Genomic DNA, 24,268 nt, shown 5'->3' with positions numbered 1-24,268 from the left:
ATGCAGGAAACCGTACTCACTAAAATCGTTCAGGACAAAGCGGTGTGGCTGGCAGAGCGTCAGTTGCAGCAGCCGCTGGCCACCTTCCAGAACGGCATCACGCCCTCGACGCGCAGCTTTTACGACGCGCTGAAAGGTGCGCGCACCGTGTTTATTCTGGAATGCAAAAAGGCATCGCCCTCGAAAGGCGTGATCCGCGAAGACTTTGACCCGGCCGTGATCGCTGGCGTGTATAAGCATTATGCCTCTGCCATTTCGGTGCTGACGGATGAGAAATACTTCCAGGGAAGCTTTGATTTCCTGCCCATCGTCAGCGGTATTGTGACCCAGCCAGTGCTGTGCAAAGACTTTATTATTGACCCGTATCAGATCTACCTGGCGCGCCATTATCAGGCCGATGCCATTCTGCTGATGCTCTCGGTGCTGAATGACGATCAGTATCGCCAGCTGGCAGCCGTGGCGCACAGCCTGAACATGGGCGTGCTGACGGAAGTGATCAGCGATGAAGAGCTGGAGCGCGCGACCGCGCTGGGTGCCAAAGTGGTCGGCATTAATAACCGTGACCTGCGCGACCTCTCCATCGACCTGGATCGCACCCGCCGCCTGGCACCGAAAGTCGCTCATGGCGTCACGGTGATCAGCGAGTCCGGCATCAACAATTATGCGCAAGTGCGCGAACTGAGCCGCTTTGCTAACGGCTTCCTGATTGGTTCGGCGCTGATGTCAGAAGATGACCTCGCTGCCGCCGTTCGTCGGGTGATTATCGGTGACAATAAAGTCTGCGGCCTGACGCGTGCCGAAGATGCCCGCAACGCACTGGAGGCGGGAGCACTGTACGGTGGCCTGATCTTTGCCGAGGGTTCACCGCGCCAGATCAGCATCGAACAGGCTCAGCAGGTGATCCCCGCCGCTGCCCTGAAGTATGTTGGCGTGTTCCGTAACAATTCCATCAGTGACGTTGTCACTTACGCACAACAGCTTAACCTCTTCGCCGTGCAGCTGCATGGGGATGAAGATCGCGACTACGTTTGCCAGTTACGCCGCGAACTGCCGGAAACAGTAAAAATCTGGAAAGCGTTCAGCATCAGCGACAGCCTGCCCGACCGTGACTGGACGGGTGTTGACCGCTACGTCTTCGACCACGGCAAGGGCGGCAGCGGTCAGGCCTTCGACTGGTCGTTGCTTGCAGGTCAGTCGCTGGGGAATGTGCTGCTGGCCGGTGGGCTGGGTGCAGAAAATTGCGTACAGGCGGCACAGCTCGGCTGTGCGGGCCTCGACTTCAACTCCGGCGTGGAAAGTGCCCCTGGAGTGAAAGATGCCGGTAAAATTGCCTCAGTGTTTCAGACACTGAAAGCCTACTGATAAAGAGAAACGACATGACCCGATTAAATCCGTATTTTGGTGAGTTTGGCGGCATGTATGTGCCGCAGATCCTGATGCCTGCGCTGATCCAGCTGGAAGATGCTTTTATCAGCGCCCAGAGTGACCCGGCATTTCAGGCGGAATTTACCGACCTGCTGAAAAACTATGCTGGCCGCCCTACCGCTCTTACCCTGTGTAAGAACCTGACAAAAGGCACCAAAACCCGCCTGTATCTGAAGCGTGAAGACCTGCTGCACGGCGGCGCGCACAAAACCAACCAGGTGCTGGGCCAGGCATTGCTGGCTAAGCGCATGGGGAAAACAGAGATTATCGCGGAGACGGGTGCCGGTCAGCACGGCGTGGCGTCTGCCCTTGCCAGCGCCCTGCTGGGCCTGAAATGCCGTATCTATATGGGCGCGAAAGATATCGAACGCCAGTCGCCGAACGTGTTCCGTATGAAACTGATGGGCGCAGAAGTGATCCCGGTACACAGCGGTTCCTCAACGCTGAAAGATGCCTGTAACGAAGCGCTGCGCGACTGGTCGGGCAGCTATGAAACCGCCCACTATATGCTGGGCACCGCAGCAGGCCCGCATCCGTTCCCGACCATCGTGCGTGAGTTCCAGCGCATGATTGGTGAAGAGACCAAAGCGCAGATCCTGGAAAAAGAAGGCCGTCTGCCGGATGCGTTGATTGCCTGTGTCGGTGGCGGTTCTAATGCTATCGGTATGTTTGCTGATTTTATTGATGACACCAGCGTCGGTCTGATCGGCGTTGAACCTGCCGGTCACGGTATTGAAAGCGGTGAGCACGGCGCGCCGCTGAAGCATGGCCGCGTTGGCATCTATTTCGGGATGAAGTCCCCCATGATGCAAACCCACGACGGCCAGATTGAAGAGTCTTACTCGATTTCTGCCGGTCTCGACTTCCCGTCAGTCGGCCCGCAGCACGCCTATCTCAACAGCATTGGCCGCGCCGATTACGTCTCCGTTACGGATGACGAAGCGCTGGATGCCTTCAAAACGCTGTGCCGCAGCGAGGGGATCATTCCTGCACTGGAGTCGTCACACGCGCTGGCTCATGCCCTGAAAATGATGCGCGAAGCCCCGGAGAAAGAGCAACTGCTGGTGGTGAACCTTTCCGGCCGTGGTGACAAAGACATCTTCACCGTGCATGACATCTTTACCGCTAAGGGAGAAATTTGATGGAACGTTACGACCTCTGTTTTAAACGCCTGGCAGATCGTAAAGAAGGCGCTTTTGTGCCCTTCGTTACCCTTGGTGACCCCAATCCTGAACTGTCATTGCAGATCATTGATGCCCTGGTGGCTGGCGGCGCGGACGCCCTGGAACTGGGCATTCCCTTCTCCGATCCGCTGGCAGATGGCCCGACCATTCAGAATGCTAACCTGCGCGCCTTCGCCGCAGGCGTGACGCCATCACAATGCTTCGAGATGCTGGCCGCTATTCGCCAGAAATACCCGGAGCTGCCGATTGGCCTGCTGATGTACGCTAACCTGGTGTTCTCCAACGGCATCGATAATTTCTATGCGCGTTGCCAGCAGGCGGGCGTTGATTCGGTGCTGATAGCGGATGTCCCGGTAGAAGAGTCAGCGCCCTTCCGGCAGTCGGCCCTGCGCCATAACATCGCCCCGATCTTTATCTGCCCGCCGAACGCCAGCGACGATCTGCTGCGTGAAATCGCATCGCACGGCCGGGGTTATACCTACCTGCTGTCGCGCGCCGGGGTGACGGGTTCCGAAACCCGCGCCAATCTGCCGCTGAAACATCTGGTCGACAAGCTGCGCGAATACCATGCGGCACCGGCATTGCAGGGCTTTGGTATTTCTGAGCCGTCACAGGTTAAAGAGGCGATCGGTTCCGGTGCCGCCGGGGCGATTTCAGGCTCGGCAATTGTCAAAATCATTGAGAAGAACCTGGCCCAACCGGATGTGATGCTGAAAGAGCTGACCGCGTTTGCCAGCTCGCTGAAGGCCGCCACCCGCAGCTAATCCCGGTTAATGCCTTATTTCTGTAATAAGGCATTATTTTCTTTCTGTTTGTCACACTCCCGATTTGCTTTCCTCCCCTCTGTGAACAACTTTGAACAAAATAACGGGGCAATGCCGACAATCATTTAAAAAAGTAATTCATATCCTGCCAATCAGCACCTTAGATTAAACTCATTACAATTCAGAACCTTATGCAACCACTACTTGGGGGTACAACTCTTTTCTTTAGAAAACCCCTTAGATATTTCACCGAGAATATGATTGAATTTTTACCACTCAATTATAAATCGAAGTAATCAGCAATGGTTTTTTTATTCTTAGCCGCTACAGTTAATTCGTTAAGATTTGCACGTATCACACTTGCTAACCTTTTAATTTCATCTACATGCGATTTTATCTCAAAAACCTTATCAAGTTGCCCGTAGTTAAATTTACTTAAAATGAAATCTTCACACTCATTAAATGGATTGTTAGTCATTTTCATAGCAAACAAATATTGAGAAATTGCAACATAACAATTTTCACATTGTATTGTTAAAGAAGAAAAATCAGTAAAATGTTCATTTAACATGAGGCCACTATTGTTTTTGGAAAAATCAACACCATTATTTCTCATTTTTAATATAGTAAACTGTATTTCCTGACTTAGTGGAAATATATTTTTATAAAGCTCCTCTCTTAATGGACTTACACTCTCATTAAGCTTTTCGAATTTAGACCTTAGCCTCATTGAAAGATTTGCAACTTTATGCACTGAGCTAAAATCTTCAATATTTAAAGCTTCCTTTGGCAGGGAATTAATTATACCTGCCGCTGCATTTTCGACATTTCTAATCTGATTGCTTAAATCATTACTAATCTCAAATGTTTTTATAAACTTGTCATTCATTAACTCTGAAGCAATTTTATACCCATCTTGTTTTAACCACTTCGCCCATTCCTTTTTGGCTGAAAATAATGTAATGAAAGCAAAGACTACTAAAGAAACATCCGTACAAGCAGAAACAAAAGAAGCATCTATACCCTTGGTAGCATAAACATCCAGTAGCATCCACATCACACCACCAAACAAGAATGCTATGTAATACTTTCCGATATAAGCTTTAACAAAGCTCCATACTTCCTTAGCACTTTTCACTACTGAATCCTTCCCCTAAGCAACGTTGCAGGGTTATCTTACACCATGTGACATGCTTATCGCACTCCCCCTCACACCGCTTAGAATCGATCCAGGAAGCTTTCAGTAAGAAGAAGTTTTCTTCCTTACTAAAGTCAAATTCACAGTATCCTTCTTCGGTAATGGTGAAGTTACCAATGAATTTATGAATCTTTGACTGTATTGTTTTGGAACGTTGAAACGCTCCTTGTTTAAGTTGTTCTCTAAATGAACTCATTGTAATATCCTCTTAATGTAGATCCCTCAAGGAATGAATATGTTATATTTTGAAAAGCCGGTTAAATGGATGAAAGTTTTTTTTAACCCGATTGGTGTAGTTAGTTTCTTTGCTGGTGTTTACTCTTTATCTTTAGTAGATCTATTCTACTTTTCCGAAGAAATCAGCCCAGATGCTTTCTCAGCGGCATTTGCTGGCGGTGCGTTAATGCTTGCTGGTTACACTGGATTTAAAGTTAATAAATGGTTGAACAGTAAAATCAATGATGCTGCGTTTAAAAAAGCAGAGGAATTCATGAATGAATATTCATCCTTTTCTTTAAAGATGTTAGATATCTCGTATAAGCTACGCCATATTAATGAATGCGGTTCAGAAATTGAATTTAGAGAGCCAACGACCAGAACAGCCTCCGATATAATAAAAAGCATCGAAGATCTACATAAAAAAATATTTGACCTTTTGATTCTACATCAGCTATTTACGAACTGGAGGATCATTTTTAAAGAAAGTGAAAAATTCGGTCAATCAATGTTTGATATTGGACATTCAATCGAAACCGTTAAACAAATACACTCACATAGTGATAACAACATCAATGACTTCATTTTTTTACTAATTGGTAACAACAAGCTTTTTGAAACATTTGAAATACAAAGCAGAATAACCGAAGAAATATTAAACATACCTTTTAACGAAAAATTTGACTTCACATCACTCGCAAAAAAGGATTCATAGTAGTAGCTATCTCTTCTTCATAAATCGCCAGCATCTGATCTAAACAGTCAGGGCTGGCGGTTTCAGTATAACCATCCTTCATTTCGTTTTTACTTATAAATCCTACTGGCAACTCACGTTTGATACGTGCCTCTATCTTTGCTGCTAAGGCATACTCCATACGAACCTCAAAGAATAGTTTATGATGGTAGACACTAAAACTATCAGTGAAATTATTCCTTACCTTGCCGTCTTACTTAGTGATGCTGATTTGCCGCGTGTCTGAGTGAACTTTCAGGTGCCGCCGGGGCGATTCAGGCCCGCCGATTGTCAAAATCATTGAGAACAACCTGGCCCAACCGGATGTGATGCTGAAAGAGCTGACCGCGTTTGCCAGCTCGCTGAAAGCCGCCACCCGCAGCTAATCTCTGTTAATGCCTTATTTCTGTAATAAGGCATTATTTTCTTTCTGTTTGTCACACTCCCGATTTGCTTTCCTCCCCTCTGTGAACAACTATTACTGTGAACCGCAATCACGCGGATGACTGCCTTTTGATGACGACAGGGAGAGATGCAATGAAATTGTTTAAAGTCTTATCGGGTCTGGTTATTGCCGCTGTTGTGACGCTGTCCGTCAGCGCCTGTGCGCCTACGGCAACCAAAGAAGGTACTGGCGGATATATTGACGATACGGTGGTGACAACCAAGGTGAAAGCCGGGTTGCTGAATGATAAGTCGCTGAAGTCGACAGAAATCAATGTTGAGACCTTTAAAGGCCGCGTGCAGTTAAGCGGTTTTGTCAGTTCTCCGCAGGCGGCAAACCGTGCCGTGCAGGTCACTCGTGGTGTGGCAGGGGTGAAATCGGTGGTAAATAATATGCAGATTAAGTAACACCCTGTAAAAACAGAAAAAGGCGCGACGTTCGCGCCTTTCTTGTTTCTGCCGAAGCTTAGAAACGGTAACCCGCCCCGAAGAAGAACACGAACGGGTTAATGTGCGTATCAATACTCTGATGGCCTGCCGTCTGAGAGTCGAAACTGACTTTAGTATTAATATCCATGTACCACAGTGATGCATTCAGCATCCAGTCTGGCGTTAATTGATAATCAAGACCTAACTGCCCCGCAATACCCCAGGAGTTCTTCACGTTCAGGTTACTCAGCCCTGCCGCTCGCCCGGTGTCATTAAAGTCAGTGTCATAGAACATGGTGTAGTTGACGCCAATACCCGCATAAGGCTGCCATTTGCTGGTATTGCCCATGAAGTACCACTGTGCCATTAGCGTGGGTGGCAGTTGATGAACCGTAGCCAGTGTGCCCGTCGCCTGGAGTCCCACGTGATGTTTAAATGGGGTTGCACCGAGCAACTCAATACCCATATTGTCAGTCGCCATATAGGTAAAAGTCAGACCCAGCTGGGTATTGTTATCGATATCGAACTCACCCAGCCCCATGACATTGTCAGAGCCACCGGTCGGACGAACGGTCGCTGAGCCGACGCGCATAAAGAAGTCCCCGGCTTCGTGGGCGGAGGCAACAACAGGAAGTAAGGTAACAAGAGCCAGTGCCAGTGCTTTCAGTTTCATAACCATTCCTTTTATCAAAAAGTTGTCAGCATGTGGCCTGCTACGAGGCCTTAGTGCGAAATCACGCATATATTTACGCTGATTTACGCAAAAGGTCATGTGAATCAATCCGTATAAAACTGATATAAAACATAGGGTTGATTTAGATCAAATTTGGCCGATTCGCACAGGAATTCATCTTATTGATCGAGAAAGGGAAAACGAGAAATGGCGCACCGTCAGGTCTGATGCCGGGAAATGTCATGCTGCAGCGCGTGAAAGTCGCGGTAATACCTTCTTAAATCGAAAGTTATGTCAATCTGAGTGCCAGCACCCCATCTGAGCATGTACAATCGCCCGGTCTATAACACCGGCCTTTCAAGGAGAGTACATGTCTATCACGGCGGGTTCGCTATACCGTGACACGGGGAATTTTTTCCGCCATCAGATGGTTACCATTATACTGATGGCGCTTCTGACCTCATTTATCACCATGATGCTCGGCAAGGCATTTACACCCGACGCCGAACAGATGAAGATCCTGGGTGACGGTGCCGCAGGTTCGGCCGGCAGCCTGATGGAAATGATTCAAAACATGTCGCCGGAGCAACAAAAGGTGCTGCTAAAAGCCTCTGCCGCGGGGACGTTCGCCTCGCTGGTGGGGAATGTGCTGCTGCTGGGTGGCATGCTGTGTCTGATCCCGATGGTGTCATCCGGGCAGCGTGTCAGCGCACTGCGGGCCATTGGTGCTTCTGCACCGCTGTTACCGCGCCTGCTGCTGCTGACGTTCCTGATGACGTTAGTGATTCAGCTTGGCTTTATGGTGCTGGTGGTGCCGGGTGTGTTACTGGCCGTTACGCTGGCGTTGTCACCGATCATCATGAACACAGAGAAAACTGGCGTTTTCGCGGCAATGCGCACCAGCGTTCGCCTGGGATGGAGCCAGATGAAACTGGTGGCTCCGGCTGTTGTTCTGTGGATTGTGGCGAAACTGATTGTGCTGCTGCTGGCCTCTTCACTGCTGTGGTTACCGGCTGATGTGGCCTCCGTGCTGCTGAACGCCATTAGCAATCTGATTTCAGCCATACTGATTATCTATTTGTCACGCCTGTATATGCTGTTACGTTAATTAATGGGGAATGCCTCGACAGAGACATTCCCGGTTCATAATATTTCGGTTTAGTCTGTTATTTGGAAGCCGCTATGAAGCAGTTACTCGACTTTCTCCCTCTTGTAGTCTTTTTTGTCTTCTACAAGCTGTACGACATTTTTGTTGCGTCTGGCGCATTGATTGTGGCCTCAGGCCTGGCGCTGGTCGCCAGCTGGCTGCTGTATCGCAAGCTGGAAAAAATGTCGCTGATCACCTTCGCTCTGGTGGCCATTTTTGGCACCCTGACGATTGCGCTGCATAATCCAGACTTTATTAAATGGAAAGTCACCATTATTTACGGTCTGTTTGCTATCGCACTGCTGTTCAGCCAGTGGTTTATGAAACAACCTCTTATCCAGAAAATGCTGGGCAAAGAGATTCAGTTGCCGGAATTTGCCTGGCGACGCCTGAATATTGCCTGGGCGATCTTTTTCCTCACCTGCGGCCTGGCCAACATCTATGTGGCTTTCTGGCTTTCCCAGGACATCTGGATGAACTTTAAAGTCTTCGGTCTGAGTGCCTTAACCCTGCTGTTTACGTTATTAAGCGGTGTCTATATTTACCGTCTGATGCCACAACAAGAAGAAAAATAAGCGTTAAATGCCCGACGGGACACTCTGTCGGGCGAGCAGGTCATTTGAAATCAGCAATGTCAGGAATATTACAATGAGCGAAGAATTAAGAACCCCGCAGGGTGAGATGGTGCTGCGCACCCTCGCCATGCCAGCAGACACCAATGCCAACGGTGATATTTTCGGTGGCTGGCTGATGTCGCAGATGGATATGGGCGGCGCTATTCTGGCCAAAGAGATTGCGGAAGGACGTGTGGTCACCGTACGCGCTGACGGGATGACCTTTTTGAAACCGGTCGCGGTGGGCGATGTGGTGACCTGCCATGCACGCTGCATCCGCACCGGCACCAGCTCGATCACGATCAATATTGAAGTCTGGATCAAGAAAGTGTCGTCTGAACCTATCGGGCAACGCTACTGCACCACCGAAGCGGTGTTTATTTACGTCGCCGTCGACCCGGACGGAAAACCGCGCTCCCTGCCCGATGATAAAATCAATTTCACGCTGGATACTGCGCAGTAATTCCCGACGCCTGATTAGCCTGTAGATTTTGTACGAGGGCAACCCCGCGAACTGACATTAGTCGGTGACCAGGGTTACTACTCTTAATTAGCCTGTAGATTTTGTGCTAGGGCAAGGCGGCAAACGAGCTAATCCCCGGGAGCTTACATGAGTAAGTGACCGGGGTTAGCGAAGGCAGCCAACACAGCCATGGTGCAAAAGATACTGGCTAATGATACTGGCTAATTTTATTCGATGCTGGTGCCGCCATTGATTTTGAACACAATATTCATCGTAATGTCCTTACCTGGCTTGCCTGCTTCATAGCGCCATTTGCGCATTGCCTGCTTCACTTCCCGCTCAAACATATTACGTGGTTCAGCAGAGAGGATACGGATGTTATCGACCTGTCCTGAGCTATCGACGTCAAACTGCACGCGTACCCGCCCTTCCACACGCAGCGCAAAGGCGCGTGACGGATAGGATGGCTTACCCACGGTCAGCGCTCGTGGACCTGTTGAAACGGCCGTAGACGGAGTCTGCGAGGTCTTCGGTGCCGTGGATGGCTTTGTCTGCTCTGTTGGCCGGGTTTCCGCCGGGGCCGCCGGGCGCGGTTTCACGTCCTGCTTTGGCTTAACCACTTCTTTCTTCACCGGCTTCGGTTTAGGCTTTGGCTTAGGTTCAGGTTTCGGGATCGGCACCGGTTCAGGCTTCGGTGGCTCCGGAGCCGGTTCAGGTTCCACCACCGGTTCAGGTTCGGGTTCAACAACGGGGGGCGCAGGTTCGGGTTGCACTTCAGGTGCCACCATCGACACGCTGATGGGCTGAGACGCTTTTGGCATTTCGACCACCTGATGAAATGAGGCGTACAGCAGTGCCCCGATCACCGATCCATGCAGTACGACCGAAATCAGCAATGGCAAAGGTGAGCGGCGAGGTAGATCAGTTGTTAGCGTCGTCATAATCTTTCTGGTCAAAATGTGAAGGGGTGATTTTAAATGCAAATAGCAATCAATTTCAATAACCTCTCACGATCAATCGCGGATTTGCGTTTTTAAAGGCAGCAACCTGACCTTTATCAAGGGCAAATTATGTTTCGTTTGCACAAAAGTTAACGATCACTTAACGTGATGCCGAATCTCATCCCCGACAGGAGTTATGAAGGTGCTCTACGTAATTTACGCTGAAGATAATGCTGACTCACTGGATAAACGCACCGCTGTGCGCCCTGCTCACCTTGCGCGCCTGCAATTGCTGCGTGATGAAGGTCGTCTGATTATCGCTGGCCCAATGCCTGCGGTGGACACCAATGAACCTGGCGTGGCGGGTTTTACCGGGTCAACGATTATCGCCGAGTTTACTTCACTGGAAGCTGCGCAATCCTGGGCTCAGGATGACCCGTATATTGCGGCTGGCGTGTATAAAAAGGTGGATGTTAAGCCTTTCAAACGCGCGTTCTAATCGCGGCCGGCGGTTCGGTGAACCGCCGGAAACACCAGACGTATCAGTGATGCTGCGTAATAAACAGAATTGAACGACGCTGCTGTTGACTGACCATATGGCGAAATGAGTGCATGCGGCCATAACGACGTGACTGCCCTTCTAACCAACGCGCCCGGCGACGCTGTACCTGGCGACTCATGCGCCAGCGTGCAACTTCATTTCTGCTTCGTCTCATGACACCCTCAGTCTGTGGCTCTGTGTACAGTAAAAACTCGCGACGTATTATAAACCTTTCTTTCTCCCCACAAGGTCCGATCTCTTTAACCTGATTACGGTTTAAAGGTTCCCAGCGTTGTCATCTGCACGTAAACTCCAGAGACTTCCGCGTGAACAGGACTTTCACTTAATGACCACTTTTTACACCGTGATGAGCTGGCTGCTGGTATTTGGCTACTGGTTACTGATTGCCAGTGTGACCTTGCGCATTCTGATGAAGCGCCGCGCGGTGCCCTCTGCCATGGCATGGCTGCTGATTATCTATATCCTGCCGCTGGTGGGAATTATCGCTTATCTCTCCTTCGGCGAACTTCATCTGGGAAAGCGCCGGGCAGAGCGTGCGCGCACCATGTGGCCTTCCACGGCGCGCTGGCTTAACGAATTGAAATCCAGTCATCATATCTTTGCTGAAACCAACAGTGACGTTGCCCGCTCACTGTTTCAGCTGTGCGAGAACCGTCAGGGGATCGCCGGGGTAAAAGGCAATCAGCTGCAACTGCTGACCAGCACTGACGATACCCTGCGCACGCTGGTGCGCGATATTCAGCTGGCACGCCACAACATTGAGATGGTGTTCTATATCTGGCAGCCTGGCGGACAGGCCGATGAAGTCGCAGAAGCGCTGATGGCTGCGGCGCGGCGCGGTGTTCACTGCCGTTTAATGCTCGATTCCGCAGGCAGCGTCGACTTTTTCCGCAGTCCGTGGGCTGCCATGATGCGCAACGCCGGTGTGGATGTGGTGGAAGCGCTGAAAGTCAGCCTGCTGCGTGTTTTCCTGCGCCGCATGGATCTGCGCCAGCACCGGAAGGTGGTGTTAATCGATAACTATATTGCCTACACCGGCAGTATGAACCTGGTGGACCCGCGTTACTTTAAACAGGACGCAGGCGTTGGCCAGTGGGTGGATTTGATGGCGCGTATGGAAGGCCCGGTCGCCACCACGATGGGCATTATCTACTCCTGCGACTGGGAAATTGAAACCGGTAAGCGTATTTTGCCGCCACCGCCCGATGATAATGTGATGCCGTTTGAAGCCGAGAGCGGCCACACCATTCAGGTGATCGCCTCAGGCCCTGGCTTCCCGGAAGATATGATCCATCAGGCGCTGCTCACGGCGGTCTATTCCGCGCGCGAACAGCTGATCATGACCACGCCCTACTTCGTTCCCAGTGACGATTTACTCCATGCCATCTGCACGGCGGCTTACCGGGGCGTTGAGGTCAGCATTATTGTGCCACGGCACAATGACTCCGTGCTGGTCGGTTGGGCCAGCCGTGCTTTCTTTGGTGAACTGCTGGACGCCGGGGTGAAAATCTATCAGTTCGAAGGCGGGCTGCTGCATACCAAGAGCATTCTGGTGGATGGGCAGCTCAGTCTGGTGGGGACGGTAAACCTCGATATGCGCAGCCTGTGGCTGAATTTCGAGATCACTCTGGTCATTGATGATGATGGCTTTGGCAGTGACCTGGCGCGCGTTCAGGATGATTATATCGCCCGTTCACGTCTGGTTGACGGAAAACGCTGGTCACGCCGTGCTTACTGGCAGCGCATCGTTGAACGACTGTTTTACTTCTTCAGTCCATTGCTGTAAAACGAGCAAAAATGCACAGCCCCCAATGGCACCACAGGACATATTATGGATTTGAACAACCGCCTTACCGAAGACGAGACGCTGGAACAGGCTTACGATATTTTCCTTGAGCTGGCAGTTGATAACCTTGACCCGGCCGACGTCATTCTGTTCAACCTCCAGTTTGAAGAACGCGGCGGCGCAGAGCTGTATGATCCTGCGGAAGACTGGGCTGAACATGTCGATTTCGACCTGAACCCTGACTTTTTCGCTGAGGTGGTGATTGGGCTGGGCGAAGAAGACGGCGAACCGATTACCGACGTGTTTGCCCGCGTGCTTCTCTGCCGCGAGAAGGACCATAAGCTCTGCCATATTTTGTGGAAAGAGTAAGCCCGCTTACGGCTATCAGGCCCGGTTAATCCGGGCCTTCTTTATTTTTATCGTCCAGCCTTCCCCCGCAGCCTTTGCAGAAATGCGCATCATCGTCATGGCCGGTCTGCTGACACCCGGTGCAGTGACGCCGGTGGCGATTACGCTGCATCACATCCGTCATATACGAGCTCATTACGCCCGTTGGAATGGCGATCAACGAATAGCCAAGCAGTATCAGCACTGACGAGAGCATGCGCCCCAGCGGAGTATGAGGCGTGATATCCCCGTAACCCACCGTTGTCATAGTGACCACCGCCCAGTACACCGCAACGGGCAGACTGGTAAAGCCGTGCTCAGGGCCTTCAATCACATACATGAGTCCGCCGAACACACAGAGCAATATCATCACACCGCCAAAAAACAGGCAGAGCTTCTTACGCGCACTGACCAGCGTTTCCCACAGTACATTGGCCGATCCCATATAGCGCAGGAGTTTGATCAGTCTCAGCAGGCGCAACACACGCAGCAGCCTTATCGCCATCATATAGCTCAGGGCCATTTCCGGCCAAAGCCAGAATAGGTACAGCGGCAGCGTGGTAACCAGATCGATAAATCCAAAAAAGCTCGTTACATACTGCAGCGGCCGTGGCGTGGTGAGCACGCGCAGCAGATACTCAAGGCTAAAGAGCAGTGTAAAGACATATTCCAGAAGGAGAAAAACAGAGGCGTCTTTGATGTCGAGAGAGATTTTATGCGGCTCGGAAGACTCCACAAACAACGTGAACACGCTGACAAGCGTGGTGATCACCCAAAAAACTTCAAACCGCCGCCCCGCGAGAGTGCTGACATCAAATAAAAAAATATACAGGCGGTTACGCCATCCCTGTTCTTCCTGATCCATAAATCCTCCATGCTTTGTGCGAAAGCGTAGTTCTAGGATCCAGCCATTGGAAGTTCAAGCACTAAACGGGGGGAATAAAAAAAACCGCATTGAAGGTTCAATGCGGCTCGACAGCGATGTTAACGGGGGATAAGCGCTAGAGCGGGTCCACTTTCAGGCAGGAGACCGCGTGACGGAAACTGCCCTCCAGCAATGGCCGGGTTTTCGCGCACTCCGGCCCGGCAATCGGGCAACGCGTGCGGAACACACAGCCGGATGGCGGGTTGATCGGCGATGGCAGCTCCCCTTCCAGCAGTTGAATCACCTTCTGCTTTTCCAGATCGGGATCGGGGATCGGTACTGCTGACATCAGCGCCCGCGTATAAGGATGCTGTGGATTCTGATACACCTCATCATAGGTGCCCAACTCCACGGCATGTCCGAGATACATCACCAGTACGCGGTCAGAGATATGTTTCACAACAGCCAGATCGTGCGCGATAAAGATCAGCGACAGCCCCATCTCACGCTGCAACTTTTGCAGCAGATTGACCACCTGCGCCTGAATAGACACATCCAGCGCCGATACCGGTTCATCACAGATAATCAGCTTCGGTTCGAGGATCAGCGCACGTGCAATACCGATACGCTGGCACTGCCCGCCAGAAAACTCATGGGGATAACGGTTTATCAGGTTAGGCAGCAGACCGACCTTCAGCATCATCTCCTTCACACGATCTTTCACTTCCTGGCGCGGCATCTTCGGGTGATAGGTGCGCAGCGGTTCCGCAATAATCTCTCCGATATTCATACGCGGGTTCAGCGATGCCAGGGGGTCCTGGAAGATCATCTGGATATCGCTGCGCGCGGCACGCCATTCGTCAGCACTCTGCCCTAACAGATCGCGTCCTAACCACGCCACCCGGCCCTCTGTCGCTTTCACCAGCCCGATAATCGCGCGCGCCAGGGTGGATTTACCGCAACCGGATTCGCCCACCACGCCCAGGGTTTCCCCCTCGTACAGACGCAGGCTAACGCCATCGACGGCTTTCAGGGTTTTTGGCGGCTGCCAGAACCACTGATGACCATCTTTGATATCGAAATGCACCTTCAGATCGGCGATTTCCAGCAGCACTTTTTTCTCAGCAACCGATGTCATACCAACTCCTCCACGGGCTTAAAGCAGGCACGCAGACGTCCTTCACCGAACGCCTCAAGTGGCGGCGCGCTGGAACAGATATCCATCGCATGCAGGCAGCGCGGCTGGAACGGGCAGCCTTTCGGCAGGCGAGACAGATTCGGTGGGTTACCCGGAATGGTCATCAGTGTTTCACCTTCATCCGCATCAAGTCGCGGCACCGCATTCAACAGGCCAATGGAGTAAGGATGTGACGGATGGTAGAAGACGTCACGCGCTTTTCCATATTCCATAGTCCGACCGGCGTACATCACCATCACCTGGTCGCAGATCCCCGCCACCACACCCAGATCGTGGGTAATCATAATAATCGCGGTGTTAAATTCGCGTTTGAGTTCGTTCAGCAGGGTCATGATCTGCGCCTGCACCGTCACATCGAGTGCGGTCGTCGGCTCATCCGCAATCAGCAGCTTTGGACGACACAACAGCGCCATCGCGATCATCACACGCTGACGCATGCCCCCGGAGAATTCGTGGGGAAACATTTTCATGCGCTTACGGGCTTCCGGCATTTTTACCGCATCGAGCATGCGGACGGATTCTTCAAATGCCTGCGCCCCATTCATGCCTTTATGCAGTTGCAGCACTTCCATCAGTTGCTGGCCAACACGCATATACGGGTTCAGCGAGGTCATCGGGTCCTGGAAGATCATCGCAATCTGTTCGGCACGCAGCTTGTTGAGCTGTTTTTCCGGCAGGTTAAGGATCTCACTGCCGTTAAAACGGGCTGAACCACCGATGCGGCCGTTGCTGGCCAGCAGTCCCATCAGGGCAAACGCGGTCTGCGATTTTCCTGAGCCGGACTCCCCGACAATGCCGAGGGTTTCACCCGCACTCAGGCTGAAGTTCAAATCGTTCACTGCCGTGACATCCCCATCGGGAGTGCTGAACGTCACACGCAGATCTTTCACATCCAGCAGCCGTTCGCTTCCCTGGGTTTTTGCCATTGCTGGCTGAAGTTCAATTACGCTCATAGGGAAACTCCTTAACGGTCTTTCGGGTCGAGGGCATCACGCAGGCCATCGCCAATAAAGTTGAAACAGAACAGGGTAATCACCAGAAAACCGGCTGGATAAAGCAGCAGCCAGGGTGAAACCTCCATCGAGTTAGCACCGTCACTGAGCAACGCTCCCCAGCTGCTCAGCGGTTCCTGCGTGCCGAGGCCGAGGAAACTCAGGAAGGATTCAAACAGGATCATGCTCGGCACCAGCAGTGAGGCATACACCACCACCACGCCCAACACATTGGGGACGATATGGCGCAGAACGATATTGAAGGTGGACACCCCGCCCACTTCCGCCGCTTCGATAAACTCTTTACGTTTCAGGCTCAACGTCTGTCCGCGCACAATACGCGCCATATCCAGCCACGACACCATGCCGATGGCGACGAAAATCAGCAGAATATTTTGACCAAAGAAGGTGACCAGCAGGATAACGAAGAACATAAACGGGAAGGAGTTGAGGATCTCAAGCACGCGCATCATCAGGGAATCAACGCGCCCGCCAAGATATCCCGCCAGCGTGCCGTACAGCGTACCGAGCAGCACCGCCACCAGCGCAGCAGCAATCCCGACCATCAAGGAGATACGCCCACCAATCGCCACACGTACCAACAGGTCACGCCCTGACGAGTCAGTGCCCATATAGTGGCCCGAACTCATATCCGGTGCCGCTGACATCATTGCCCAGTCCGTGTCGTCGTAGGTGAACGCCGACAGCATCGGTGCAAAAATCACAAACAGTGCCACCAGCAGCAGCACAAACAGGCTGGCTACCGCGGCACGGTTATGGATAAAGCGTCGGCGCGCATCCTGCCACAGGCTACGCCCTTCGATCTCAAGCTTTTCACTGAAGTTATCCAGAGCTTCGCTGTTTTTCTTAACAAAAATCATCCCCAGCTCCTGGATCAGTAACGAATTTTTGGATCGATGACCGCATACAGCACGTCAACAATCGCATTGAACAGAATGGTCAGCGCCCCGACCAGAATCGTCAGGCTTAATACCAGCGAATAGTCACGGTTCAGTGCCCCGTTAACAAACAGCTGGCCAATGCCCGGCAGACCGTAAATGGTTTCAATAACCATTGAACCGGTAATGATGCCGACAAAGGCCGGGCCAAGGTAGGAGAGCACCGGCAGCAGCGCGGGCTTCAGCGCATGACACAGAACGATACGATGCATCGGCAGCCCCTTGGCGCGGGCAGTACGAATAAAGTTGGAGTGCAGCACTTCGATCATCGAACCACGGGTAATACGCGCGATGCTGGCAATGTAGGCCAGCGACAACGCCACCATCGGCAGGATCATAAATTTCAGCGCCCCGCCATTCCAGCCGCCCCCGGGCAGCCACTTCAGGGTAATCGAGAACAGCAGCACCAGTAGCGGCGCCACAACGAAACTGGGAATAACGATCCCGGTCATCGCCACGCCCATCACGGCATAATCCCATTTTGTGTTCTGTTTTAGCGCGGCAATCACGCCCGCACTGACGCCCAGTACCAGGGCAAACAGAAACGCAGCTGCCCCCAGTTTGGCCGACACAGGGAATGACCCGGCCACCAGATCGTTGACCGTATAATCTTTGTATTTAAACGATGGACCAAAATCCCCGTGCGCCAGCTGCTTCAGATAACTGAAGTACTGCGTCAGGATCGGATCGTTTAAATGATATTTGGCTTCAATATTGGCCATAACTTCAGGTGACAGCGTGCGCTCGCCGGTAAACGGACTTCCGGGAGCCAGACGCATCATAAAAAAGGAGATGGTGATCAGAATAAATAACGTCGGGATCGCTTCAAGAAAACGACGAAAGATAAATTTTAACATTGCCCTACCTGCCCGGCTTACTGCCTCAGCACTGCTCTATAAAAGATCTGCCGGGGAGAGTTACCCCTCCCCGGGAACGACCATTAATGTTTAATGATGTACAAGTTTTTATCGTAAACGTTATCCAGCGGATCTTTACCTGTGTAGCCGCCGACGTAAGGTTTCACCAGACGGGCATTGACGTAGTAATAGACCGGCACGATGACGGAATCTTTATCGAGGATTTTCTCAGCATCGGCATAACGGGTAGCGCGGGTCGCTTCGTCCGCTGATGCCAGTGCCGCATCCATCGCTTTATCGAAGGCTTCACTCTTATAGTGGGAGGTGTTGTTGCTGCTTTTTGACTGCATGGTGCCTAAGAAGGTGGTCGGTTCGTTGTAGTCAGCGCACCAGCCTGCACGTGCTACATCAAAGTTGCCCTGGTGACGCGTATCCAGGAAGGTCTTCCACTCCTGGTTTTCCAGTTTAACGTTCACACCCAGGTTTTTCTTCCAGATCGACGCGGCAGCGATCGCCAGCTTCTTATGCAGATCGGAGGTGTTATACAGCAGATTGAAGGTCAGTGGTTTATCCGCAGTGTAACCTGCTTCAGCCAGTAATTTTTTCGCTTCTTCATTACGTTTTTCCTGGGACCAGCCAAACCACTCTGGCGGCGTCAGCTTAATACCTTCGGTATAAGGCGGAGTGAAACTGTAGGCAGGCAGATCGCCCTGTCCTTTCACTTTATTAACGATGATGTCGCGGTCAATACCCAGTTTCAGCGCAGCACGAACGCGCGGATCGTTGAACGGTGCTTTCTGGTTATTGATTTCGTAATAGTAAGTACAGAGATAAGGGTCAACATGCACTTCGGTCGGGATATCTTTTTTCAGCTTCTGGAACAGCTCAATCGGCATGTTGTTGTAGGTCATATCGCTGCCGCCGCTGCGGTAGCGGTTAACATCGGTCACTTCAGATGAGATCGGCAGGAAGGTGACTTTATCCAGTTTGGTTTCCGCGTTGTCCCAGTAATCGGTATTACGCACCAGAACAATGCGTTCGTTCACCACCCACTCAGAGAGTTTGAAGGCGCCGTTACCCACCCAGTTAGCGGGCTGAGTCCACTTCTCACCAAATTTATCTACCGCCGCTTTATTCACCGGGGACATGGAAGGATGGATCAGCAGTTTATAGAAATAAGGTACCGGCTCGCTCAGTGTGACTTCCAGCGTATGCGCATCGATCGCCTTCACGCCCAGCGTGTCCGGGCTTTTTTTACCCGCAATAATATCGTCGATGTTCGCCAGATGGCCGTACTGCAGGTAACTGGCGTAAGGAGAAGCTGTTTTCGGATCGGCGAGACGCTGCCAGCTGTAAACGAAGTCTTGTGCCGTTACCGGCTCGCCATTGGACCATTTGGCGTTGTTGCGCAGGTGGAATGTCCACACCTTGCCGTCTTTATTGTCCCAGCTCTCGGCCACGCCTGGAATCGGGTGCCCCTGCAGGTCACTGATAACCAGACCTTCAAGCAGGTCACGGTTGACGTTAGATTCCGGCACACCTTCTATTTTATGCGGGTCAAGTGACTGTAATTCTGCACCGTTACCTTTTACTAACTCCTGCTTCGCAGCCAGCTCGACACCTGCCGGCACGGATGCTGCAAAAGCCTGCTGTGCTGTCATTGATCCCAGCGCCGCCATCACGCCCACGGCGATCAGACTCTTCTTCGTGATGTTGATCATTTTTTTACCTATTCCAGTTTTTATTAATACCGACGTGTGACAGGCACCGCGGTTACCCTATTTTCGGGAAAACTTCATCGGGCAGCGGAACGAGGCTACCCGGTTTGTTTTTTTTATACTCTGTACTGCTGAGAACTGCTTGCTATCACCTTTCAACGCCCGGCGGTGCCGCACGTTGTCATGTTCGGTCTGGCATGGGGAGCGGTAAGACTTCAGAACGCCCCCCTTGGGATTGCATTTCCAGTGCCACTTTTTATCAACGCCATTAAAAAATTATCAGAAGGGCTGCATTTGCGCTAAAGCTAAATAGCAAAAATGTTAACCATTTCTCTTTTATCACGATAAAAAGCAGGGATAAAGCGTTATTTATTATTGAAAAATAACAGCTAAATTGATGATAAATAGTAATAAAGAGGGGTTATAGCGTGAGTTTTTTCAAAAACAGGATTTTTTTCGAATGATTTTTAAGCAAATATCGTATAAATATGAGTAATAATTACATTAACACTGCTATTTAACGAAAAACCAGCAGTAAAAACCACAAATAACGCCACTCCGCGCTATGTTGTGATGTTAAAAAAATCACACCCCCTACAATTGCATGGATAATCATATCGTTTGCAGTAATTACATTAATAATTGCCACGTTAATGTAAGAGAAATGAATAAATGCACCAAAACAATACACCAAAATGGTGTGTTGCACCTTTTCAGTGCATTACGGGATAGGGGTGTTAAAAAAAAGCGCATTAAATGCGCTTTATATTTACCAATTCAGAATTTTAACCGGGTTAATTTGTAAGCCCGGGGAACAGTGCCCGAAGGCCAGTCACGACAAATTCAATCCCTAACGCCATCAACAGTAAGCCCATAATACGAGTTACGACGTTAATCCCCGTTTGCCCCAGTACTCTGACCATCAAGGGGGCGGCGCGGAATAACAGCCAACAACAAAAAGCAAACAGCGCAATGGCCAGGGTAAAGCCGAGCAGGTTTTGCCAGCTATGGTAGCGGGTGCTCCAGACAATGGTCGAGCTGATAGCACCCGGCCCGGCCATCAGCGGCAGCGCCAGTGGCACAACGCCAATACTTTCGCGGTTAGCGCTTTCTGACTTTTCCTGTTTGTTCTGTTTATCTTCACCCAGCTTCCCACTGATCATCGACATTGCGATGGTCACCACCAGAATGCCGCCCGCAATACGGAAAGAATCAATCGAGATGCCAAAAATATGCAGGATGCCGTCACCGAGAAACAGCGCCGTCCACAGAATAATCGCCACCGACAGATTGGCTGTCAGGTTGGTTTTATTCCTCGCTGCCGGAATCTGGTAGCTGGTCATACTGATGAACACCGGGATGATCCCAATCGGGTTGACCAGTGCAAACAGACCAACGAAAAATTTGATATAGCCAGAGAGATCTAAAAGAGCAGGATTCACATGCGCTCCTGTGGGGGACGATTGATGGCCGCTAATGTAATAGAAATCGCTGATAATGACTATCCCCCAAAGACCGGAATATCACACCAAATTATCAGCGTAAAGCCAGCGATTATGACTGCTGAAACCTCACATTTCAGCACAATAAAAAACAAAAAAGCGCATATTTTTTGCACAAAAGATGACTTTTATTCAGATCAGATTATTCCAATGGCTGAATGGTATCAGCTTACATAAATAATGATCTAAATCATCTTTTCACCCCGGCACAACCGCTATGCTCAGGGACATCAAAGGAAGATGATAACGTACCGAAAGGGATCTGTAATAACCTGTACCACAGACTCTTTTAGTAAACCTATTAGAACGTTTTTAGCCATTCGGCAAGCCCTGGCAGGCAGTGTTGTCCGACATGACTATAATTGCTAGTTCTGACTTGTTTACTAATAGAGTTTAACTTTCAGGAGAGCCACATGGCCGTTACTAATATCACTGAACTTAATGCACTGGTTGAACGTGTTAAACAAGCCCAGCGTGAATATGCCAACTTCACGCAAGAACAAGTAGACAAAATCTTCCGGGCCGCAGCATTTGCTGCAGCGGATGCCCGTATCCCACTGGCCAAAATGGCCGTTGCCGAATCCGGCATGGGGATTGTTGAAGATAAAGTTATCAAAAACCACTTTGCTTCCGAATACATCTATAACGCTTACAAAGACGAAAAAACCTGCGGCATTCTCGCGACCGATGACACTTTCGGTACAATCACCATCGCAGAACCGACCGGCATCATCTGCGGTATCGTCCCAACCACTAACCCAACCTCTACCGCTATCTTTAAGGCACTGATCAGCCTGAAGACCCGTAATGGGATCATCTTCTCGCCGCACCCACGTGCTAAGAACGCCACCAATAAAGCTGCGGATATTGTTTTGCAGGCCGCGATTGCTGCGGGTGCCCCGAAAGATATTATCGGGTGGATTGATGTCCCTTCTGTTGAGCTGTCCAATCAGCTGATGCATCACCCTGATATCAACCTGATTCTGGCAACCGGCGGTCCGGGCATGGTGAAAGCGGCCTACAGCTCTGGTAAGCCTGCCATCGGCGTTGGTGCAGGTAATACACCTGTCGTGATCGATGAAACGGCGGATATCAAACGTGCCGTTGCTTCTATTCTGATGTCAAAAACCTTCGACAACGGTGTTATCTGTGCTTCTGAGCAATCAGTGATTGTGGTCGACAGCGTTTATGATGCAGTGCGTGAACGCTTTGCCAGCCACGGCGGCTACATGTTGCAGGGTAAAGAGCTGAAAGCCATTCAGGATATTATTCTGAAGAATGGCGCACTGAATGCAGCCATTGTTGGTCAGCCTGCGGTGAAAATTGCGGAAATGGCCGGTATTACCGTACCGGGCACCACCAAAATTCTGATCGGTGAAGTGAAGCTGGTCGATGAGTCAGAGCCTTTCGCTCACGAAAAACTGTCTCCGACGCTTGCCATGTATCGTGCCAAAGACTTCAATGACGCCGTCAGCAAAGCAGAAAAACTGGTGGCAATGGGCGGTATCGGTCATACCTCTTGCCTGTATACCGACCAGGATAACGAACGTGAACGCGTGAATTTCTTCGGCGACAAAATGAAGACTGCGCGCATTCTGATTAACACCCCTGCTTCTCAGGGTGGTATCGGTGACCTCTACAACTTCAAACTCGCACCATCACTGACATTGGGCTGCGGCTCATGGGGTGGTAACTCGATTTCTGAAAACGTCGGACCAAAACATCTGATCAACAAGAAAACCGTGGCCAAGCGAGCAGAGAATATGTTGTGGCACAAGCTTCCTAAATCTATCTACTTCCGTCGCGGTTCACTGCCTATTGCTCTGGATGAAGTGGCTACCGACGGGGCGAAACGCGCCTTTATCGTGACCGACCGCTTCCTGTTTAATAATGGTTATGCGGACCAGGTCGTCAACGTGCTGAAAGCACGTGGCGTTGAAACCGAAGTGTTCTTCGAAGTGGAAGCCGACCCAACGCTGAGTATCGTTCGCAAAGGTGCTGAGCAGATGCTTTCGTTCAAACCTGACGTGATTATCGCCCTGGGCGGTGGTTCACCGATGGATGCAGCGAAAATCATGTGGGTAATGTACGAACACCCTGAAACCTCTTTCGAAGAACTGGCGCTGCGCTTTATGGATATCCGTAAACGCATCTACAAGTTCCCGAAAATGGGCGTGAAAGCGAAAATGATCGCGGTAACCACAACGTCAGGTACCGGTTCAGAAGTGACGCCGTTTGCGGTTGTTACCGACGATGCAACGGGCCAGAAATACCCACTGGCAGACTATGCGCTGACCCCGGACATGGCGATTGTTGACGCCAACCTGGTCATGGATATGCCGAAATCCCTGTGTGCCTTCGGTGGACTGGATGCCGTGACCCACGCACTGGAAGCCTACGTTTCCGTGCTGGCTAACGAATACTCTGACGGCCAGGCACTTCAGGCGTTAAAACTGCTGCAGGAAAACTTGCCAGCCAGTTACAACGAAGGCGCGAAAAACCCGGTTGCACGTGAACGCGTTCACAACGCCGCGACCATTGCTGGGATTGCCTTTGCCAACGCCTTCCTTGGGGTTTGTCACTCAATGGCCCATAAACTGGGTTCAGAGTTCCACATCCCACACGGTCTGGCGAACTCACTGTTGATTTGCAACGTTATCCGCTATAACGCCAATGACAACCCAACCAAACAGACCGCGTTCAGCCAGTATGACCGTCCTCAGGCACGTCGTCGTTACGCTGAAGTCGCCGATCACCTGCGCCTCAGCGCACCGGGTGACCGCACTGCGCAGAAAATCGAAAAACTGCTGGTGTGGCTGGATGGCATGAAAGCAGAACTGGGCATTCCTAAATCCATCCGCGAAGCGGGCGTTCAGGAAGCAGACTTCCTGGCAAAAGTGGATAAGCTGGCTGATGATGCTTTCGATGACCAGTGTACCGGCGCTAACCCACGTTATCCGCTGATTGCTGAGTTGAAACAGATTATGCTGGATAGCTTCTACGGTCGTGACTTTGTTGAGCCTTTCGCCAATGTGGCAGAAGCGGTAACAGCCACTGAATCTGCAGGTGAAGTTAAGAAAGCAGAACGTAAAGTGAAACACTAAATCCTTCGTGACACAAAAAAACCCGCCATCTGGCGGGTTTTTTAATACATAAAGGTGCATGAAATAGTAAGCAATGCTTATAAACGGTATAAGCTAAACCACACTCA

25 protein-coding genes are annotated in these 24,268 nt (G+C 50.9%); 13 read left to right on the top strand and 12 right to left on the bottom strand.

What is annotated here, in order from left to right; translation table 11 throughout:
* From trpCF to trpA, 3 genes are read left to right on the top strand one after another with little or no spacing between them, the layout of a single operon-like run.
* The gene (trpCF, locus tag ACFL9S_RS05010) at positions 1-1,362 is read left to right on the top strand and encodes a bifunctional indole-3-glycerol-phosphate synthase TrpC/phosphoribosylanthranilate isomerase TrpF (protein WP_405260638.1); all 1,362 of its coding nucleotides are present in this window, start codon (positions 1-3) and stop codon (positions 1,360-1,362) included.
* Between the two features lie 14 nt (positions 1,363-1,376).
* Entirely contained in the window at positions 1,377-2,567 is a 1,191-nt protein-coding gene (gene trpB, locus ACFL9S_RS05005; RefSeq protein ID WP_405260637.1) for a tryptophan synthase subunit beta, read from the top strand.
* Complete coding sequence (gene trpA / locus ACFL9S_RS05000; protein ID WP_405260636.1) at positions 2,567-3,373, top strand: tryptophan synthase subunit alpha; 807 nt, start codon at positions 2,567-2,569, stop codon at positions 3,371-3,373. The genes trpB and trpA overlap by 1 nt, the downstream gene beginning before the upstream one ends.
* A 280-nt stretch (positions 3,374-3,653) precedes the next feature.
* On the opposite strand, the gene ACFL9S_RS04995 is transcribed toward trpA, so the two are convergent.
* Positions 3,654-4,511 carry a hypothetical protein gene (locus ACFL9S_RS04995; RefSeq protein WP_405260635.1) on the bottom strand — a complete coding sequence of 286 codons (858 nt, stop codon included), beginning with the start codon at positions 4,509-4,511 and terminating at the stop codon, positions 3,654-3,656.
* 295 nt (positions 4,512-4,806) lie between these two features.
* On the opposite strand from ACFL9S_RS04995, the gene ACFL9S_RS04990 reads away from it, so the two are divergent.
* A complete protein-coding gene (locus tag ACFL9S_RS04990) occupies positions 4,807-5,502 on the top strand; it encodes a hypothetical protein (RefSeq protein WP_405260634.1) in 696 nt (231 codons plus the stop codon).
* On the opposite strand, the gene ACFL9S_RS04985 is transcribed toward ACFL9S_RS04990, so the two are convergent.
* Positions 5,474-5,662: a hypothetical protein gene (locus ACFL9S_RS04985; RefSeq protein WP_405260632.1), complete on the bottom strand. Its 189-nt coding sequence runs from the start codon at positions 5,660-5,662 to the stop codon at positions 5,474-5,476. The two genes, ACFL9S_RS04990 and ACFL9S_RS04985, sit on opposite strands and share 29 nt — an antisense overlap.
* 395 nt (positions 5,663-6,057) lie before the next feature.
* Here ACFL9S_RS04985 and ACFL9S_RS04980 point away from each other — a divergent pair, with 395 nt between their 5' ends.
* On the top strand, positions 6,058-6,372 hold the full coding sequence (locus ACFL9S_RS04980) for a BON domain-containing protein (protein ID WP_405260630.1): 315 nt from the start codon (positions 6,058-6,060) through the stop codon (positions 6,370-6,372).
* A 58-nt stretch (positions 6,373-6,430) separates the two neighbouring features.
* Here ACFL9S_RS04980 and ompW read toward each other — a convergent pair whose 3' ends face one another.
* Entirely contained in the window at positions 6,431-7,066 is a 636-nt protein-coding gene (ompW, locus tag ACFL9S_RS04975; protein ID WP_405260628.1) for an outer membrane protein OmpW, read from the bottom strand.
* A 370-nt stretch (positions 7,067-7,436) separates the two neighbouring features.
* Here ompW and ACFL9S_RS04970 point away from each other — a divergent pair, with 370 nt between their 5' ends.
* From ACFL9S_RS04970 to yciA, 3 genes are all read left to right on the top strand, one after another.
* Positions 7,437-8,174 carry a YciC family protein gene (locus ACFL9S_RS04970; protein WP_405260627.1) on the top strand — a complete coding sequence of 246 codons (738 nt, stop codon included), beginning with the start codon at positions 7,437-7,439 and terminating at the stop codon, positions 8,172-8,174.
* Between the two features lie 74 nt (positions 8,175-8,248).
* Positions 8,249-8,788, top strand: coding sequence for a septation protein A (locus ACFL9S_RS04965; RefSeq protein ID WP_405260625.1), 540 nt, complete (start codon positions 8,249-8,251; stop codon positions 8,786-8,788).
* A gap of 73 nt (positions 8,789-8,861) precedes the next feature.
* The gene (yciA, locus tag ACFL9S_RS04960; RefSeq protein ID WP_405260623.1) at positions 8,862-9,290 is read left to right on the top strand and encodes an acyl-CoA thioester hydrolase YciA; all 429 of its coding nucleotides are present in this window, start codon (positions 8,862-8,864) and stop codon (positions 9,288-9,290) included.
* A gap of 227 nt (positions 9,291-9,517) precedes the next feature.
* On the opposite strand, the gene tonB is transcribed toward yciA, so the two are convergent.
* The gene (tonB, locus tag ACFL9S_RS04955; protein WP_405260621.1) at positions 9,518-10,231 is read right to left on the bottom strand and encodes a TonB system transport protein TonB; all 714 of its coding nucleotides are present in this window, start codon (positions 10,229-10,231) and stop codon (positions 9,518-9,520) included.
* Between the two features lie 202 nt (positions 10,232-10,433).
* On the opposite strand from tonB, the gene ACFL9S_RS04950 reads away from it, so the two are divergent.
* Positions 10,434-10,730: a YciI family protein gene (locus ACFL9S_RS04950; RefSeq protein ID WP_405260619.1), complete on the top strand. Its 297-nt coding sequence runs from the start codon at positions 10,434-10,436 to the stop codon at positions 10,728-10,730.
* Between the two features lie 43 nt (positions 10,731-10,773).
* Here the strand turns inward: ACFL9S_RS04950 and ACFL9S_RS04945 are convergent, their stop codons facing one another.
* The gene (locus ACFL9S_RS04945; protein WP_137269397.1) at positions 10,774-10,947 is read right to left on the bottom strand and encodes a YciY family protein; all 174 of its coding nucleotides are present in this window, start codon (positions 10,945-10,947) and stop codon (positions 10,774-10,776) included.
* A gap of 171 nt (positions 10,948-11,118) precedes the next feature.
* Here ACFL9S_RS04945 and cls point away from each other — a divergent pair, with 171 nt between their 5' ends.
* Positions 11,119-12,579 (top strand): cardiolipin synthase ClsA, encoded by a 1,461-nt coding sequence (cls, locus tag ACFL9S_RS04940; RefSeq protein ID WP_405260616.1) that lies wholly within the window; start codon positions 11,119-11,121, stop codon positions 12,577-12,579.
* Between the two features lie 45 nt (positions 12,580-12,624).
* Entirely contained in the window at positions 12,625-12,948 is a 324-nt protein-coding gene (locus ACFL9S_RS04935; RefSeq protein ID WP_048915935.1) for an HI1450 family dsDNA-mimic protein, read from the top strand.
* A 25-nt stretch (positions 12,949-12,973) separates the two neighbouring features.
* Here the strand turns inward: ACFL9S_RS04935 and ACFL9S_RS04930 are convergent, their stop codons facing one another.
* From ACFL9S_RS04930 to ACFL9S_RS04900, 7 genes are all read right to left on the bottom strand, one after another.
* Positions 12,974-13,831, bottom strand: coding sequence for an ion transporter (locus ACFL9S_RS04930; RefSeq protein WP_405260614.1), 858 nt, complete (start codon positions 13,829-13,831; stop codon positions 12,974-12,976).
* Positions 13,832-13,967: 136 nt separating this feature from the next.
* Entirely contained in the window at positions 13,968-14,969 is a 1,002-nt protein-coding gene (oppF, locus tag ACFL9S_RS04925) for a murein tripeptide/oligopeptide ABC transporter ATP binding protein OppF (RefSeq protein ID WP_405260613.1), read from the bottom strand.
* Positions 14,966-15,982, bottom strand: coding sequence for an ABC transporter ATP-binding protein (locus ACFL9S_RS04920; protein WP_405260611.1), 1,017 nt, complete (start codon positions 15,980-15,982; stop codon positions 14,966-14,968). The genes oppF and ACFL9S_RS04920 overlap by 4 nt, the downstream gene beginning before the upstream one ends.
* A gap of 11 nt (positions 15,983-15,993) precedes the next feature.
* Entirely contained in the window at positions 15,994-16,902 is a 909-nt protein-coding gene (oppC, locus tag ACFL9S_RS04915; RefSeq protein ID WP_405260609.1) for an oligopeptide ABC transporter permease OppC, read from the bottom strand.
* A 14-nt stretch (positions 16,903-16,916) separates the two neighbouring features.
* Positions 16,917-17,837, bottom strand: coding sequence for an oligopeptide ABC transporter permease OppB (oppB, locus tag ACFL9S_RS04910; RefSeq protein WP_405260607.1), 921 nt, complete (start codon positions 17,835-17,837; stop codon positions 16,917-16,919).
* A gap of 83 nt (positions 17,838-17,920) precedes the next feature.
* Positions 17,921-19,558: an oligopeptide ABC transporter substrate-binding protein OppA gene (oppA, locus tag ACFL9S_RS04905; RefSeq protein ID WP_405260606.1), complete on the bottom strand. Its 1,638-nt coding sequence runs from the start codon at positions 19,556-19,558 to the stop codon at positions 17,921-17,923.
* 791 nt (positions 19,559-20,349) lie between these two features.
* Positions 20,350-20,997: a YchE family NAAT transporter gene (locus tag ACFL9S_RS04900; protein WP_405260604.1), complete on the bottom strand. Its 648-nt coding sequence runs from the start codon at positions 20,995-20,997 to the stop codon at positions 20,350-20,352.
* Positions 20,998-21,021: 24 nt separating this feature from the next.
* Here ACFL9S_RS04900 and ACFL9S_RS04895 point away from each other — a divergent pair, with 24 nt between their 5' ends.
* Positions 21,022-21,234: a hypothetical protein gene (locus ACFL9S_RS04895; RefSeq protein WP_405260602.1), complete on the top strand. Its 213-nt coding sequence runs from the start codon at positions 21,022-21,024 to the stop codon at positions 21,232-21,234.
* Positions 21,235-21,470: 236 nt separating this feature from the next.
* Complete coding sequence (gene adhE, locus ACFL9S_RS04890; RefSeq protein ID WP_405260600.1) at positions 21,471-24,161, top strand: bifunctional acetaldehyde-CoA/alcohol dehydrogenase; 2,691 nt, start codon at positions 21,471-21,473, stop codon at positions 24,159-24,161.
* The last annotated feature ends 107 nt before the right edge of the window (positions 24,162-24,268 follow it).

Origin of the sequence: Erwinia sp. AnSW2-5, assembly GCF_045107195.1 — a bacterium.
Taxonomy (GTDB): domain Bacteria; phylum Pseudomonadota; class Gammaproteobacteria; order Enterobacterales; family Enterobacteriaceae; genus Erwinia.
The sequence above is the reverse complement of the archived record's forward strand: the minus strand, read 5'-3'. Positions and strand labels throughout refer to the sequence as shown.